Annotated in this window: 15 protein-coding genes and 1 pseudogene; 6 read left to right on the forward strand and 10 right to left on the reverse strand. The window is 66.3% G+C overall.

The window, feature by feature from the left end:
• Nucleotides 1-10: 10 nt before the first annotated feature.
• Together purB and IQ220_RS08865 are read right to left on the reverse strand one after the other, a co-directional pair.
• Nucleotides 11-1,306, reverse strand: a complete 1,296-nt coding sequence (gene purB, locus IQ220_RS08860) for an adenylosuccinate lyase (protein ID WP_193914448.1) — start codon at nucleotides 1,304-1,306, stop codon at nucleotides 11-13.
• An 85-nt stretch (nucleotides 1,307-1,391) separates the two neighbouring features.
• Nucleotides 1,392-1,640 (reverse strand): hypothetical protein, encoded by a 249-nt coding sequence (locus IQ220_RS08865; protein ID WP_228009041.1) that lies wholly within the window; start codon nucleotides 1,638-1,640, stop codon nucleotides 1,392-1,394.
• Nucleotides 1,641-1,766: 126 nt separating this feature from the next.
• Between IQ220_RS08865 and IQ220_RS08870 the strand changes: the two genes are divergently transcribed.
• On the forward strand, nucleotides 1,767-2,633 hold the full coding sequence (locus IQ220_RS08870; protein ID WP_193914449.1) for a TlyA family RNA methyltransferase: 867 nt from the start codon (nucleotides 1,767-1,769) through the stop codon (nucleotides 2,631-2,633).
• A gap of 108 nt (nucleotides 2,634-2,741) precedes the next feature.
• On the opposite strand, the gene IQ220_RS08875 is transcribed toward IQ220_RS08870, so the two are convergent.
• Nucleotides 2,742-3,080, reverse strand: coding sequence for a P-II family nitrogen regulator (locus tag IQ220_RS08875; RefSeq protein ID WP_193914451.1), 339 nt, complete (start codon nucleotides 3,078-3,080; stop codon nucleotides 2,742-2,744).
• A 206-nt stretch (nucleotides 3,081-3,286) separates the two neighbouring features.
• On the opposite strand from IQ220_RS08875, the gene queF reads away from it, so the two are divergent.
• Nucleotides 3,287-3,727: a preQ(1) synthase gene (gene queF, locus IQ220_RS08880; RefSeq protein WP_193815252.1), complete on the forward strand. Its 441-nt coding sequence runs from the start codon at nucleotides 3,287-3,289 to the stop codon at nucleotides 3,725-3,727.
• On the opposite strand, the gene IQ220_RS08885 is transcribed toward queF, so the two are convergent.
• From IQ220_RS08885 to IQ220_RS08915, 7 genes and pseudogenes are all read right to left on the reverse strand, one after another.
• Nucleotides 3,715-5,007 carry a cytochrome c biogenesis protein ResB gene (locus IQ220_RS08885; RefSeq protein WP_186698788.1) on the reverse strand — a complete coding sequence of 431 codons (1,293 nt, stop codon included), beginning with the start codon at nucleotides 5,005-5,007 and terminating at the stop codon, nucleotides 3,715-3,717. The two genes, queF and IQ220_RS08885, sit on opposite strands and share 13 nt — an antisense overlap.
• Before the next feature lie 4 nt (nucleotides 5,008-5,011).
• Nucleotides 5,012-5,740 carry a cytochrome c biogenesis CcdA family protein gene (locus IQ220_RS08890; RefSeq protein ID WP_193914453.1) on the reverse strand — a complete coding sequence of 243 codons (729 nt, stop codon included), beginning with the start codon at nucleotides 5,738-5,740 and terminating at the stop codon, nucleotides 5,012-5,014.
• A gap of 9 nt (nucleotides 5,741-5,749) precedes the next feature.
• On the reverse strand, nucleotides 5,750-6,847 hold the full coding sequence (locus tag IQ220_RS08895; RefSeq protein ID WP_228009068.1) for an FtsW/RodA/SpoVE family cell cycle protein: 1,098 nt from the start codon (nucleotides 6,845-6,847) through the stop codon (nucleotides 5,750-5,752).
• A 324-nt stretch (nucleotides 6,848-7,171) separates the two neighbouring features.
• Nucleotides 7,172-7,372 carry a phycobilisome linker polypeptide gene (locus IQ220_RS08900; RefSeq protein ID WP_186698794.1) on the reverse strand — a complete coding sequence of 67 codons (201 nt, stop codon included), beginning with the start codon at nucleotides 7,370-7,372 and terminating at the stop codon, nucleotides 7,172-7,174.
• Nucleotides 7,373-7,406: 34 nt separating this feature from the next.
• Complete coding sequence (gene apcB / locus IQ220_RS08905) at nucleotides 7,407-7,895, reverse strand: allophycocyanin subunit beta (protein WP_186698796.1); 489 nt, start codon at nucleotides 7,893-7,895, stop codon at nucleotides 7,407-7,409.
• 42 nt (nucleotides 7,896-7,937) lie between these two features.
• On the reverse strand, nucleotides 7,938-8,423 hold the full coding sequence (locus tag IQ220_RS08910) for an allophycocyanin (RefSeq protein WP_186698798.1): 486 nt from the start codon (nucleotides 8,421-8,423) through the stop codon (nucleotides 7,938-7,940).
• 570 nt (nucleotides 8,424-8,993) lie between these two features.
• Nucleotides 8,994-12,010, reverse strand: a pseudogene (locus IQ220_RS08915) (phycobilisome rod-core linker polypeptide).
• A gap of 162 nt (nucleotides 12,011-12,172) precedes the next feature.
• On the opposite strand from IQ220_RS08915, the gene IQ220_RS08920 reads away from it, so the two are divergent.
• From IQ220_RS08920 to atpE, 4 genes are all read left to right on the forward strand, one after another.
• Nucleotides 12,173-13,423, forward strand: coding sequence for a class I SAM-dependent methyltransferase (locus IQ220_RS08920; RefSeq protein ID WP_193914457.1), 1,251 nt, complete (start codon nucleotides 12,173-12,175; stop codon nucleotides 13,421-13,423).
• A gap of 80 nt (nucleotides 13,424-13,503) precedes the next feature.
• Nucleotides 13,504-13,908: a hypothetical protein gene (locus IQ220_RS08925; RefSeq protein WP_370566396.1), complete on the forward strand. Its 405-nt coding sequence runs from the start codon at nucleotides 13,504-13,506 to the stop codon at nucleotides 13,906-13,908.
• Nucleotides 13,909-13,933: 25 nt separating this feature from the next.
• A complete protein-coding gene (gene atpB / locus IQ220_RS08930) occupies nucleotides 13,934-14,662 on the forward strand; it encodes a F0F1 ATP synthase subunit A (RefSeq protein ID WP_186698806.1) in 729 nt (242 codons plus the stop codon).
• A 162-nt stretch (nucleotides 14,663-14,824) separates the two neighbouring features.
• Nucleotides 14,825-15,073, forward strand: a complete 249-nt coding sequence (gene atpE, locus IQ220_RS08935; protein ID WP_010315318.1) for an ATP synthase F0 subunit C — start codon at nucleotides 14,825-14,827, stop codon at nucleotides 15,071-15,073.
• Nucleotides 15,074-15,088 lie beyond the last annotated feature (15 nt).

Genomic DNA, 15,088 nt, shown 5'->3' on the forward strand with positions numbered 1-15,088 from the left:
CTGGGATCGCTCAGATCCCCAGTCGCTGCCAGATCACATTCAGATTCTCCCGGTGCAGTTCCGTGGAGAAACAGTCCGCCAAAGCCTCTGCCTTCAGGAGCTCTGTGACCGCCGGGTCGCCCTCGAGGTTGTCTCGGAAGTTACCGGTTTCGGAATTCCAGGCTGCGTGGGCATGAGTCTGAACAATGTGGTAGGCCTCTTCGCGGCTGAGACCCGATTCCACTAGGGCAAGCAACACACGCTGACTGAACACAACGCCGCCATAGATGTTCATGTTGCGGGTCATGTTTTCGGGGTAGATCCCCAGACCCCCTACCACCTCAGTCATCTCCCTCAGCATGAACTGCAGGGTGGCTGAACAATCGGGCAACATCATGCGCTCTACCGAGCTGTGGCTGATGTCGCGTTCATGCCAGAGGGCGCAGTTTTCCAGGGCCGCCACGGTGTAGCTGCGCAGCACCCTGGCCAGACCGCTGATCCGTTCGCTGCGGATTGGATTGCGCTTGTGGGGCATGGCCGAGCTGCCCTTCTGGCCCTTGGCGAAGTTCTCTTCCACCTCCAGCACGTCAGTGCGCTGCAGATTGCGGATCTCGGTGGAGAAGCGCTCCAGTGCGGTTCCCACCAGGGCCAGGGTCTGAACGTATTCCGCATGGCGATCGCGGGCGATCACCTGGGTGCTGGCCGTGTCCGGCACCAGGCCCAGCTGCCTGCAGGCGATGGCCTCCACCTCAGGGTCGGTGTTGGCGTAGGTGCCCATGGCGCCACTGATCTGACCCACGCTCACCACCTGCTCGAGCCGCTCGAGCCGCTCCTGGTTGCGCAGCGTCTCGGCCAGCCAGCCGGCCACCTTGAAGCCGAAGGTGATCGGTTCGCCGTGAATCGCATGGGAGCGGCCGATCATCACCGTGTCCTTGTGCTGTCGGGCCAGGTTGCGCAGCGCCTTGGCCAGCTGATCCAGTTCCTGGCGCAGCACCTGCACGGAGGCCTTCATCTGCAGCGCCAGCCCCGTGTCGAGCACGTCGGAGCTGGTCATGCCCACGTGGATGTAGCGCCCCGCATCGCCCACGTGTTCATTCACATTGGTGAGGAAGGCGATCACGTCATGGCGTACCTCGGCCTCGATGCTGAGGATCCGCTCCACGCTGAAGCTGGCCTTGTCCCTGATCTGGGCCAGAGCCTCGGCGGGCACCCGACCCAGCTCGCTATTGGCGGCTGTGGCGGCGATTTCCACGTCAAGCCAGCTCTGGAACTTGGCCTGCTCGCTCCAGATGGCGCCCATCTCAGGCAGGGTGTAACGCTCGATCAAGGCCCAGCGGGTGGGAACGGCCCATCCAATGTATGGGTCGGTATGGATGGGGCCGTCCAGGACGCGGCTGTAAGGCCCACCGGGATCAGGCCAGGACCCTGAGCTGACGGTGGGCCACCTCCCACTGCACCATCGCCCCCCAGCTCTGTTGGCGTACCCAGCAGCGCCCACCCCGGCACTGGATCAGCTGGAAGGGGGGGAGGTCGGGGGGCTGGTTGCGCAGCGTGACAAAGCTGCCAGGGCTCAGGGCCTCGATGAGCTGGGCCGACTGACGGTGGCGTTCCAGGTCGGCCACCTGGGCTGTGGCTGGAATGCTGGCTGCGCTGGACTGCATACTGCCGCTCGGGGGCTGGGGCCATCTTCAGGCGGCTGAGGGCGCCGCCGTGGACAATCACGCAATCTGTTCCGTTTGCTTTGTGGTTTGATCAGGGAACGGCAACACCTGTCCGCTCCCGGAGTCGTGGCTTCGAAACAGCGCCTGGATCTAGAACTGGTGGCCCGCGGCTTGGTGGAGACACGCCAACAGGCCCAGGTGCTGATCCGCGCCGGCCGCGTGCGCAGCGGCGAGCGCATCCTTGACAAACCCGGCACTGAGGTGGCGCCTGCGTTGCCGTTGAAAGTGCTGCAGCTGCCCCGTTACGTGTCCCGCGGTGGCGAGAAGCTGGAGCTGGCCCTGGCCAGCTTCCCGATCCCTGTGAGCGGTCGGGTGTGTCTTGATGGCGGCATCTCGACGGGCGGCTTCACCGACTGCCTGCTGCAGCACGGGGCTGCGCGAGTGTACGGCATTGATGTGGGTTACGGCCAGACGGCCTGGCGGCTGCGCTGTGACCCGCGGGTGGTGCTCAAGGAGCGCACGAACCTGCGCCATCTCACCCCTGAAGCGCTGTTCGGCGCGAGCGACCCCAGACCGGATCTGGCCGTCGCCGACGTGTCGTTCATCTCCCTGGCCCTGGTGCTGCCGGCTTTGCTGGCGCTGCTGAGAGGATCATCAGCCACTGCAGGGCGCGATCTGATCCTGCTGGTCAAACCCCAGTTCGAGGTGGGGAAGGGCCAGGTGGGCAAAGGCGGTGTGGTCCGCAGTCCGCAGGCCCATCTCGGGGCGATCACGGCGGTGCTGGCGGCTGCTGAACAGCTGGGCCTTCAGGCCTCAGGCCTTGTGGCCTCTCCGATCACAGGCCCTGCCGGCAACCACGAGTACCTGCTCTGGCTGCGTTCGGCGGCATTGGAGAGCGTTCCAGCGCTGGCGAACTGGGCCTTGCCGCAGCATCCGAAGGACAGGATTGCAGCGATCAAAGCGTGCGTTGACCTCGCCCTGGCTATCCCCTGAGCCGGCGTCGTGGGAAAGGGGGCCGCACTGGCCCCCTTGTGGTCTGGTGGTGGAGGGGGCAGAACTGAGCTGGCGTGCTCAGGGAAGAGAGGTCAGAGCCTGATGGGCTCAGATCGCGCCGCTGTCGCGATCACCGGTGCGGATGCGGATCACGCCGTCGATGGTGCCCACAAAAATCTTGCCATCGCCAATTTCGCCGGTGCGGGCAGCGTCCTGGATGGCATCGACCACGGTGTCCACCTTGTCGTCATCTACCACAATTTCGAGCTTGAGCTTCTGGAGGAATTCCACCGTGAATTCGGAACCCCGATAGCGCTCCACCTGACCTTTCTGACGACCAAAGCCGCGAACCTCGCTGACGGTCATGCCCACGATGCCGGCATTGACCAGCGCAATCTTGACGTCTTCAAGCTTGAAGGGCCGAATGATGGCCTCGACTTTTTTCATGGATACCGGTGGGCTGGACGATCAGGGTCTCATGGCTCGCCGCTTTTGGCGGAGAGGGGTCCATTAGGCCTGAGCCAAGGGGGTGTTGTCGTAGCCAATGTTACTTGGCCAGCGCCTCGACAGGATCCCCGCTTCTGGGCCGGAGCGGGCCCCAGGCCCTCAGATGCTTTCAGCCATCATGGTCGTGACCCGCTCAGTGCCCTGCCGTGTCCACGCCATCTGCCACGCCCGAGGCGAGTGCCGGCTCCGCCCCGGGCCGCACCCAGACCCCCCTCTACGGCGAACGGGCCATCGCAGAATCCCGGTTGATCTGCTTTGACAATCCCCGGCCGGGGCGTCCTTACGACATCGCCATCACCCTGCCGGAATTCACCTGCCTTTGCCCCTTTTCGGGCTATCCCGATTTCGCGACTCTGCGCCTGCTCTACCAGCCTGGTCCCCGGGTGATGGAGCTCAAGGCGATCAAGCTCTACGTGAACAGTTACCGCAATCGCAGCATCTCCCATGAGGAGGTGGCCAACCGGATCCTGGACGACTTCGTGGTGGCCTGCGAGCCGACATGGATGCAGCTGGAAGCTGATTTCAATCCGCGCGGCAACGTCCACACGGTGGTCACGGTTCGCCACGGCAGTCGTCAGGCCTGCTGAGGCGGGTTGAGCAACTCCGGCAGCTCCCGTGCGAAGGCCGTGAGATTGCGGTTGCAGAGGCCGGCCACGTGCAGCCTCCCGGCCTCGCTGATCGCCCAGAGCTGGCGCGTGGCCAGCAGGCTCAGGCCACCGCCGGCCAGGGCGATGGCAAAACCCGCGTACACCAGGGGCACTCCCGGATCACGCTTCAGCAGGATGCCGCTGGCCGGCAGCACCGAAGCCACCCGCACCGGCAGGCCGTTGACCTCCAGTGGGGAGGCGCCGATACCCAGCTGCCCGAGCCTGGCGCCATCAGCCCCGAACACCTCCACCGGACCCTGCTCGCTGCTGAGGCTGAGCAGGACAGGATCGGAGCCATCGGGTCGGGTGGGCAGCACCAGGCCCCACACCTGCTCCCCCAGCTCAGGGAAGCTCTGCAGGGGAAGTTGCAGCAGCGGGCTGCGGCCCAGTTGAACAGTGATAGCGGCCAGCCCCCAGTCGGCCTGGTAGAGGGTGACGCCCTGGAAGCGCAAGGGGTGGTTTACGCTGATCTGGGAAGCCTTCAGCAGCGTGCCGGTCTCGCCGTCGCCTTCCAGCAGCCGCAGGTCGGAGCGGAACTGTTCCGGCCGCCCGGCGGGATCGCGCTCCACGGCGAAGCTGTCGAGGGCGAGGGTGAGGGTGCTGTGGCCGCGGCTGTCCACCAGCTCCAGGCTGCGCCCAGGTGCCAGGAATTGCTCAGCCCGCTGGCCCCCGAGGGCTCCCCAGGCGGCCCCCAGCATCAGCACCACCATGCCGGCATGCACCAGCAGGGGGCCCACCCGCCCCAGCACGCCCCGCCGGGCGGCGAGGCGATCGGGCTGGCGCTGCACCTGCCAGCCCTCGGCCCGCAGCCGATCCTCCAGGCGTTGCAGATCGGCGCTGGCATCGTCGCAGGCCCGCGTTTCGGCCACGTTCAGCTTGCTGAGCTGACGCGGGCTGCGGTAGTCGACCCAGCGCAGCGAGGCCCGCAGGGCGGGCCACTGACGCCTCCAGCTGCAGAGCAGAAGCGAGAGGGCCAGCCAGGCCAGCAGGGCCAGGAACCAGTGGCTGGAATACACATGGTCGAGTTCCAGGGCGAGCACCCTGTCGGCATTGAGTACCCCCAGCCAGGGCTGGGGGTCGTAGAGCTGGTGGTAAAGGCCCTCCGGCTCCTTCTGCGGAATGGCCGTGCCGACACCGCTGGCGATGGCGATCACGATCAACAGACCGATGGCCAGACGGAGATCGGCAATCCAGCCAGCCAGGCGTTGCAGGGCACTCATGGGGTCAGGTCCAGTTGGCGACCAGCATCACCAGACCCGTGGCCAGCAGCACGGCGCCGCTCAGGGGCGGCACCCATTGGCCCAGGCGCCGCAGTCTGAGCAGACCCTGCAGGCTGGCGGCCACAGTGCCGGCCAGCAGCAGGGGCACCACCTGCCCGGCCCCGAAGCTGGTGAGCAGGAGCATGCCCACCAGGGGCTTGCCCACCTGGGCCATCCAGGCCAGCAGCACCGCCAGCACGGGCGTGGTGCAGGGCGTGGCGGCCAGGCCAAAGGCCAGGCCCGCGGCCAGGGGGGCCAGGGGTGCTGGAACATGCTGGCGCCAGCGTTCGGGATCCGGGCCGGCAGGAAGCTGCAAAGGCAGCCAACCCAGCAGGTTGAGGCCCATGGCCAGGGCGATCAGGGCCACGACGGTGGGAATCAGGCCGGGAATCTGGCCGTAGATCCTGCCGAGCAGCCCGCTGGCCAGGCCCAGCAGCACCAGGGCGGCAACGATTCCGGCAGCGAAGCTGGCACTGCGCAGCCAGGGCCGGCCTGCCTCGCTCTGGTCGCTGAACCCGGCCAGGTAGGCCAGGGTCACCGGCAGCAGGGAGAGGGAGCAGGGGCCGAGGCTGGTGAGAACCCCGCCGCCGAACACCACAAGCAGGGTGGCGGGCCCGGGATGCTGGAGCGAGTTCTGGAGCAGCAGCTCACTGTTGCGGGCCCAATCGGCCAGTGCTGGGCCAGCTTCGATCATGGAACCAGCCTATCGGGCCGGCTGGGGGCGACGCCGGCGGGGTTCGGGGGCGAGGCCTCCTGATTCCAGCGAGCAGCGAATCAGCAGGCCGCAGATCAGCAGGCTGGCGAGCAGGGAATTGCCCCCATAGCTGATCAGGGGCAGCGGCAGCCCCGTGGTGGGCATGGCCCCGCTGGCCACGGCAATGTTGAGAATCGACTGCCCCACCAGCAGGGTGGTGGCGCCCATGGCCACGAGTCGCTGCTGGTTGCTGCGGCAGCTGAGCGCCACCCGCACCCCCACAAAGCCGAACAGGAGCAGGAACAACAGCAATGCCACCGAGCCCACGTAGCCGAATTCCTCGGCATACACGGCAAAGATGAAGTCGGTGGTCTGGATCGGCAGGTACTGGAGCTTCTGGGTCGAGAGGCCGAATCCCTCTCCGAGCAGCCCACCGGAGCCGATGGCCAGCAGGCTCTGCACAAGCTGGTAGCCGTCGCCCTGAGCGTCCCGCCAGGGGTCCAGGAACGAGATCACCCGCAGGCGTTGGTAGTCGTTGATCAGAATGCTGACCGAGCCCACCAGGCCCCCCGCGGTGGCGGCCCCCAGCAGCAGGGGCAGTCCAACCCCGGCAGCCAGGGCCATCAGCCAGAGCAGGAGTCCGGTGAGGGCGGCGGTGCTGAGGTTGGGCTGTTTGAGCACCAGCAGGATCAGGGTTCCGAACACGCCCAGCCACAGGAGCTTCTGGTCGAGGCTGATGCGGCGCCAGTGGGCGAACAGGGCGGCCCCCTGCAGCACCACGAAGGGCTTCACCAGCTCGGAAGGCTGGATCTGGATGGGGCCGAGCACCAACCAGCGACTGGCGCCATTCACGGTGCTGCCCACCACCAGGGTGGCGGCCACCAACAGGGTGCCGATCAACAGGGCGAGGGGAGCCAGATGCAGCCAGCGCCGCAGACTGGTGCGCACGGCCATCCAGAGCAGTCCCCAGCTGGCCACCGTCCAGATCAGTTGGCGCTTGAGATAGAAAGCGCCATCGCCCATCTCCCGCTCGGCCACCCACCAGCTGGCGGAGGCGAGCACCAGCAAGCCCATCAGGCTCCACAGGGCCACCAGGGCCAGCAGCAGCCTCGCTTCCGCAGGCCACTCGGCCCATGGCCAAGGCCGAAGGGGCCGCCCAGGTTGAACGGTGTGGGGCCGGCGGCCCGGCCGTCGTGGCCGTGCGGCTTTGGTCGCAGCAGTGGAGGTCACGGAGTGGGCAACGGTGCCTGGCAGGACCAGGAAGGACTCCTATTGAGACGTGTCTCACCCCTGCTTGTCGAGTCTTGAGGCCGCCCATGCAGCTGTCCTGTCATGGATCGCTGCGCGTTGGTGAGCATGAAAAAGCCCGGCACGTGGCCGGGCTGGTGAGGTGCTGGGTGAAGCGAGAAGACAGAATGAACCAGGATTCACTCAGTTGCCGACGTTCACTTGACGGCCGCCGGTAGCCAGTTCAACTTTGAGAATCTTGCCGCCCTGCTTCATGATTCGCTGCTGTTCAGCAAACCAGCTCTCGTAGGGCACCCACTTGGTGAAGTAGGTGTTTTGAAGTTCGCGCTGGGTGCGCGACTTCTCTGGGCAAGGGATGCAGGCAGTGATTTTGAACAGGCGCATGGAGTGATCCGCAGGGATAGACGGAAACTCTGGATCAGTTGCCCAGACCCGAGCAGATGTAGTCGAAGTAGACGGCCATTTCACGGCCGGCATCGGGGCCCACCAAGGAAGCGGTGACTTCCTTCATGGCCTGAATTGACTGCACCGTGGCGCCGATGGGCACACCCAGGGAGTTGTAGGTTTCCTTGAGGCCGTTGAGAACCCGCTCATCCAGGATGGAAGTGTCACCCGCGAGCATGGCGTAGGTGGCGTAGCGCAGGTAGTAGTCGAGGTCGCGAATGCAGGCCGCATAACGACGGCAGGTGTACATGTTGCCGCCCGGACGGGTGATGTCCGAATACAACAGCGACTTGGCTACAGCCTCTTTGATGATGCCGGAAGCATTGGCGCTGATCGTGGCGGCGGCACGGACGCGCAGCTCACCGCTGGCGAAGTACTGCTCCAGACGACCCATGGCGGAGCCGTCGAGATACAGGCCTTGAACGTCGGCCTGATTGATGACGTTGGTGATGGCGTCTTGCATGAATCCTGCTGAAGGCGTAGGAGGAAAAGGGAAAGAGCAGCCTCAGGAGAGGGCGCCGATGACGTAGTCGAAGTAGAAACCAGCTTCTTCGGCGTCACCACCCGTGAGCATGCCGGTGGCCACGTTCTTCATCTCGCGCACAGCCTCGGCCATGGCATCGAGAGGCGTGCCCAGGGAGCGGTACATCTCCTTGGCACCGATGATCCCGATTTCCTCAATGGGTGTCACATCACCGGCCACAACGCCGTAGGTGACCAGGCGCAGGTAATAGTCCATGTCCCGCAGGCAAGACGCGGTCATCTCCTCGCCATAGGCGTTGCCGCCAGGGGAGATGACGTCGGGACGCCGCTGGAACAGCGCACCCCCGGCCGTTTTGACGATGCGTTCGCGGCTCTCGCTCAGGACCTGGGCCACGCGCACACGGCGCTGGCCTGCGGTCACGAAGGATTTGATCTGGTCGAGTTCGCCAGGGCTGAGATAGCGGGCTTCGGCGTCCGCGTTGATGATCGAGTTGGAGACGATGCTCATGCAGTTCTGCCTCGAAACAAGCGGCCGCCTTGACGGAGACCGGTATCCGGTGGGTAAGGGAGTGATCGACTCGCGCCGATCGCCGAATCATTCTGCGCCAAGGCCCCGCCATGGCTCCTGCTCCGGTAACAGTTCTTCATGGCCTGACGTTGAAGGAAAAGCACTGGGGCGCAAGGGGTTTGGTGGATGTTTCCAATAGTGAATAAACCCTGCGACGCTCCTGGCTGGGGTCGTCTGCAGGGGTGGGTGTTGCCTCCATCGGCTCCAGCAAAGGTTGGTGTGCAGGCATAGTTTTGCTGCGATCAATCACCTCTCTTTGAAGTTCTAACCAGCAGAGGATGTTGCGCTCATGGGTGTTATCGCCTCAGCCCCTCATCCAGCAAGGATCGACGGATGTGGGACGCAAGGCTTGCTGCGGCAATCTGATGGCTACCGTTCAGCCGATTGATCAATGGCTGCCTCAGTGGCGGTGATGTGGCCCGGAGCCTGGGGCATCTGGCCCTGGCGTGCTCATGGGTCCAGGCTCCTCCAGAGCCTTGGCCCCAGCTCAGGAAGGGTCTGAGGCCTCCGCTAAATGGCTCCGCCCGGGGCTGGGTTCAGCCCTCCGTTGCCACCATAGAGAGCCGCCGTGCGGTTCACGGTGCTGAGGGGAATGCCATCAGCTGTGTCCAGACCGCGCACGTAGGGAACCGTGTCCTGGCCAAAGGCCTCGGCGTATTCCTGGCTGTTCAGCAGCTCCTGCACGGCAGCAACCTGACCGGCGGCGCCCCTCGTGGCCAGATAACGGCTCACTTCCTGGGGCTGGGCCGCCCGTCCCAGCAGCGCCAGGTAGGCCGCTGAAGCCGCCCGCAGCGGTGCCATGCGGTTGAGCCGCTGCTGGAACAACTCACCGGTGGCCACCTGGGCCACGAATTCGGCAGCTGTCAGCTGAACGTTGCGGAACTGGGACTCGGCATCCTTGAGGCGCTCGACCCCCAGGGGAATGCGGTTGAGCAGTTGGCGGTAGGTGGTGGTGACGGCTTCCTGCACCTGGGCCTCGCTGGCGGTGCGGCCCACGCGCACCGGACGCCCGAGGCTCTGGCGCCGGCGGAAGCCCTGGGGCTGGCCGGGACGCAGGGCCCGTTGCATGGCCGCTCCAGGTTGCAGGGCGGGCGCTGCCGCCAGGTTGCCAGCAACGGCCTTGCTCCAGCCACCGGCGACCGGGGCCTGGGCCGCAGAGGGGCTCTCAAAGCCCTGGCCACCGGGGGTGCTCCAGAAGGCATTGACTCCAGGGGCACGCCAGGTGCGTTGCGGCGCAGGCTGCTGGCGGACACTGGCGCTGGAGGTCTGGGGGCCGGCTGGCCGGTTGACCTCGCCACCGACAAGCTTGGCGGTCCAGACACCGCGGATGACCTCGATGCGCTGCGGCAGGTTGCGCGGGGTGATGTCGCCCACGGTGCGCACGGCCAGGGGCGGAGCCACCTCGGGGCGCTTGGTGGGCGTGAGGTCCGGGTAGGCGGCCGCGTTGAAGGGCCGGTTCAGACCAGGCACCTTGCGGGCGGTGCGATCGGCCGGGGTGACGAAGCGCTCAAAGGGAACCGTGTCCTCGCCGAAGCAGTCGTTGTACTCCCGGCTGTTGAGCATGGCGTCGATGACGCCATAGAAGCCCTGGCGAGCTGCCGTGTCGAAGTAGGCATCGATTTCCCAGCGGCCGAAGCTGGGGCGGCCCAACAGGCGCCGATGCATCACTTCAATGGCCTTGGTGATGTAGAGGCCGCTCCAGTAGCGCCGGCGGAAGGCGTTGGAGCGGGCCACCTGGCGCACGAACTCCCTCAGGCTGATGTCGCCGTTCTCCAGCTTGATCTCTTCCACCTTGTTGCGCTCGCCGGCATAGCCGCTGTTGCCGAGCACCTGCACATACACCGCATTGATCACGGCCTGGGTGCTGGCTTCGGTGCCGCGGATACTGGGCTGGCCGCCGCGGCGGGGCACGGAGTTGCCACCGGTGGCGATCTGCTGCAGGCGCACCACCTTGGGGCCGACCCGCCGGGGAACGGCCTTGCGGAACTGGCGGCTGTCCATCTGGCCGGGCTGGTTCAGGCCGTTGCCGATCAGGATGCGTCGGCTGTCATAGCCGAACGGGGCGGGACGGGTGGCCACCTTGGCGGTGCTGGAGGGGAAGATGGCGCCGTAGGTGAGGCCCAGCGGATCGTTGCTGCCGCCGTAGGGGTGCTGATCGGGATAGGGCTGGCGGTAGGAGGCGTAGAGGGTGACGTACTGGGGGGCTCCCTCAAAGGGTGCGCTGAAGCGGAAGAGCTTGCGGTTCGAACCCCAGCCGGCGCTTTCCTGGGCTTCCTCGCCGAGGTCACGCAGGTAGGGAACGGTCTCTTCACCGAAGACCCGGGCGTACTCCATCGAGTTCACCAGGCAGTCGACCAGACCGGGCAGGCCCTGGGCGCTGACGATGTCGAAGTAGGCAGTGAACTCTTCTCTTGAGCTGAGGCCCCGGCCAAGGAAGTGGCGGAAGGCCAGCTCCACGGCCCGGCTGTTGGAAAAGCGGCCGTAAAACTGCTTCTGGTAGTCGCGGCTGCGGCCGAGAGCGCGGATGAACTCGCGCATCGAGAGCTGGCCCTGGCGCGTCTGGGTGGCCTCCACGGAGCAGACCTCCTGGCCGTAGCCCTTGACGATGTCGCGCTCGAAGACCTGGCGGTAGGCCGCCCGGATCACCTCGGCCTTCTGGGCACCGGTCATGGCCGGCTTCATCACGAAGCGCAGGGCCTTGCCCTGGGCGCCGAGGGCGTAGGTGGCGGGGAGCTGCAGCCCCTGGGTCACGGAGCTGCCCAGCCGTTGGCGAGCCGAGGGCGTGGGAATCGCCAGCTCGGCGATGAGCACATTGAAATACTGGATCACCAGCTGGCGGCTGCCAGGCTCGGCCTTGAACAGGCCGGCAGAGGCCGCCCGCATTTCCTGCAGGGCCACGTTGGTGGCCGTCAGGGAGCAGGCCTTCTCCAGCACATCGCGGAGGCCGCGGGTGTTGACGGCCAGGATGCTGGGGTCGCCGGCCACCAGGGCGTAGCCACGTAGCGCAGGAACCAGGCCAGGTCGCGGATCGATTTCCGCATCCTGGCGGTGCCGTACAGGCCCACCGAAATTGGCGAAAAGCCGGTCGGCAGCACCACGCGCACGTCGGCGTCGCCACCAGCTCCCTCCAGCAGGCGGCTGATCAGGTTGCCGCGGCCGGTGCTGCCGCTGGCCCCTGCGTAGGTTTCGACCGAACGGCGAAAGGCGGCCTGATCAGCGGCCAGCACGGCGGTCTGGCTGCCCGAGCGGGCCCCAGGACTGAGGGGCGCATCCAGGTAGGAGAGCGGCGTTCCACCCGAGAAGATCCTGTTGGCCGCCTTGGCCACGATGAAGTCGGCATTGTCCGAAATGCGACGGGCTGCCTCCACCCGCCTCTGGCCGCTCTGAAAGAACGTGACCAGGTTGTTCAGCTCACCCCCATCCGGGAAGCGGTCTTCCTGCTCCGCCTGACGGACGCTGGACAGCGGCAGGGTGTCGTAGCGCTGGGGAGCAACCCTGGTGCTGCCGCTGCTGGCGGTCACGGTCATTGACGAGAGCGAACCGGGCCGCGCCAACCTACGGCTCGTTGCCAGGAGCAACGGGAGCTGTTGAACAAATGTTTGCAGCCCCGGCAGCTCCGGCCGTCCCCCCGGTGCGGCCCTGCGGCTGGGGCCGCCGTGAAATGCTCGCCCCCAGATCGCCCTGCTGCCGTGTCCGCCACTGATGCCGCCACCCCTGTGGTGAGCGCCTTCTACGACCGCTTCCCCTACCCCGCCGACCCGCTCCAGGACGGCCCTCCGCCTGGGTACAACTGGCGCTGGTGCGTCGACAGCGCCTGGGTGGCGGCCACCGGTGCCCTGCCGCCGCCCGGCGCCTCAGGCAGGCGGGCCTGGCGGATCCTGGACGCCGGCTGCGGCACCGGGGTGAGCACCGACTACCTCTGCCATCTCAACCCGGGCTCGTCGGTGCTGGCTGTTGACATCAGTGCCGGTGCCCTGGACGTGGCCCGGGAGCGCACCCGCCGCTCCGGCGCTGCCCAGCAGGTCGGGGAACTGCGCATCGAGCAGCGCAGCCTGCTCGACCTGGCCGGCGAGGGACCCTTCGACTACATCAACTCGGTGGGTGTGCTCCATCACCTGCGTCAGCCGGAGGCCGGGCTGAAGGCCCTGGCGGGCCTGCTCAGGCCCGGCGGCCTCCTGCACCTCTTCCTCTATGCCGATGGGGGACGCTGGGAAGTCCACCGCATCCAGCGCAGCCTCGGCCGTCTGGGGGTGGGCAGCGGCAGCGAGGGGATGCGGCTGGGGCGCCAGCTCTTCGCCGACCTGCCCGAGACCAACCGGCTGCGGCGGCACCACGAGCAGCGCTGGGCCCTCGACACCGCGGCCGAGGCCAACTTCGCCGACATGTACCTCCATCCCCAGGAGACCAGCTACAACCTGGAGCGATTGATGGCCTTCGTGCAGAGCGCGGAGCTCTCGTTTGCCGGCTTTTCCAATCCGGGCGTCTGGGACCCGGCCCGGTTGCTGGGCGGCGAGCTGCTGGAGAGGGCCCAGGCCCTGCCGGACCGGGAGCGCTGGGCTCTGGTGGAGGATCTGGACCCTGAGATCAGCCACTTCGAGTTCTTTCTCTCCCGGGGGCCCCTGCAGCGGCGAGGCTGGGAGGACGATGGTGCACTGCTTGCGGCCGGCGGCATCCGCAACCGCTGCCTCTGGGGCTGGCCCTCCACGGAGCTGCTCGATCCGGATCTGATGCCCCTGAGCCTCAGCAGCGAGGCTCTGGCCCTGATGCAGGCCCTGGAGGCCGCCCCCCCGGGCACGGCGATCGGTGCTCTGCCTGCTGAGAGCTCGACAGCCAGCGCGACTGACGACACAATCGACGCATCGAGCCAGCGCAGGCTGTGCGCCGCCCGGGAGCTCTTGGCCGCCCGGGTCTTGCTGCCACTGGCTTCTGGGGCTGCGTGATAGATTCCGCGCGCCTTCTAGGGTTGGCTCGGTTGTCGGTTTCTCCACCTTGCCTGCCTGGGCAGCCCTTGGCTGATCAGGTGACAGGACCGGTCGACGCCGTCCAGCCGGCAGCGGACGTGGACCCTGCTGCCGAGCCTGACAACGGCATGGCCGAGTACTACCGGCTCCAACGGAAGCTGCAGCAGTTCACCCTGGTTCTCAGCGGTGTGGCCGTTCTGGTCACCGCTCTGCTGTTGAGCTCGAGCGCAGCGTTCGCTGTGCTGGTGGGGGCTACCGCGGCCCTGCTCTATCTGCGCCTGCTCGGGCGCAGCGTCAGCCGGCTGGGTGGTGAGCGACGCGGCATGGGCAAGGCCCAGCTGCTCGTGCCCATTCTCCTCGTGCTGGCAGCCTGCCGCCTGCCCCAGCTTGATCTGCTGCCTGCTTTCCTGGGGTTCCTGCTCTACAAGCCCGCAGTGATCCTGCAGGCCGTGCTCGACGCCTGACTTTCCCGTTCCCCTGATCTCCCCGATGCTTGCGCTGCCCTCCAGTCTTCCTTTCGCCGAGCTTGAGGTGGGTCAACACCTCTACTGGCAGCTGGGCAACTTCAAGATCCATGGCCAGGTGTTCCTGAGCTCCTGGGTCGTGATCGGTGCCCTGTTGGCTCTGGTGATCGCCGGAACCCGCAAGCTCGAGCGAGACCCGCGCGGCACCCAGAACCTGCTCGAGTTTCTGTGGGATTACATCCGCGACCTCTCGCGGGAGCAGATCGGTGAACGGGCCTATCGAGACTGGATGCCCTTCATCGGCACGCTGTTCCTGTTCATCTTCGTGAGCAACTGGGGTGGAGCGCTTGTCCCCTGGAAGCTGATCCACCTGCCCAGTGGGGAGCTTGGCGCCCCGACAGCCGACATCAACACCACCATTGCCCTGGCACTGCTGGTATCGCTTGCTTACTTCTACGCTGGCCTGAGTCGGAAAGGACTGCGTTACTTCGAGTATTACGTGGAGCCCACGCCGATCATGCTCCCGTTCAAGATCGTTGAGGATTTCACCAAGCCACTTTCGCTCTCCTTCCGACTTTTCGGCAATATCCTTGCTGATGAATTGGTGGTGGCCGTGCTGGCTTTCCTTGTGCCCCTGCTGGTGCCACTTCCGGCCATGTTCCTGGGCCTGTTCACCAGCGCGATCCAGGCTCTGATTTTCGCCACCCTTGCCGCTTACTACATCGGTGAGGCGGTCCACGAGGAGCACCACTGAGGCTCCACCGCTGGCCCGGTCCGCCGGTCTGCCAAACTCACTGCGCGCAGGTCCGGTAGCCACCGGGCCCGTTGCCAACCCCAGGCAACGTCCCAGGCGCAGGAGACTTTCATCCCTCCGTCCACTCAGCGCTGTTCCAGCGCATCCATCTTTTCTTCCCCCATGGATTCCATCACTTCCGCAGCTTCCGTTGTGGCCGCTGGTCTGGCCGTCGGCCTGGGCGCCATCGGCCCTGGCATCGGTCAGGGCACCGCTGCCGGCGGCGCCGTTGAAGGCATCGCCCGCCAGCCCGAAGCCGAGGGCAAGATCCGCGGCACCCTGCTGCTCTCGCTGGCCTTCATGGAGGCACTCACCATCTACGGCCTCGTGGTCGCCCTGGTGTTGCTGTTCGCCAACCCCTTCGCTGGTTGATCGGCTTCTGAGTGG

It is taken from the genome of Cyanobium sp. LEGE 06113 (assembly GCF_015207615.1).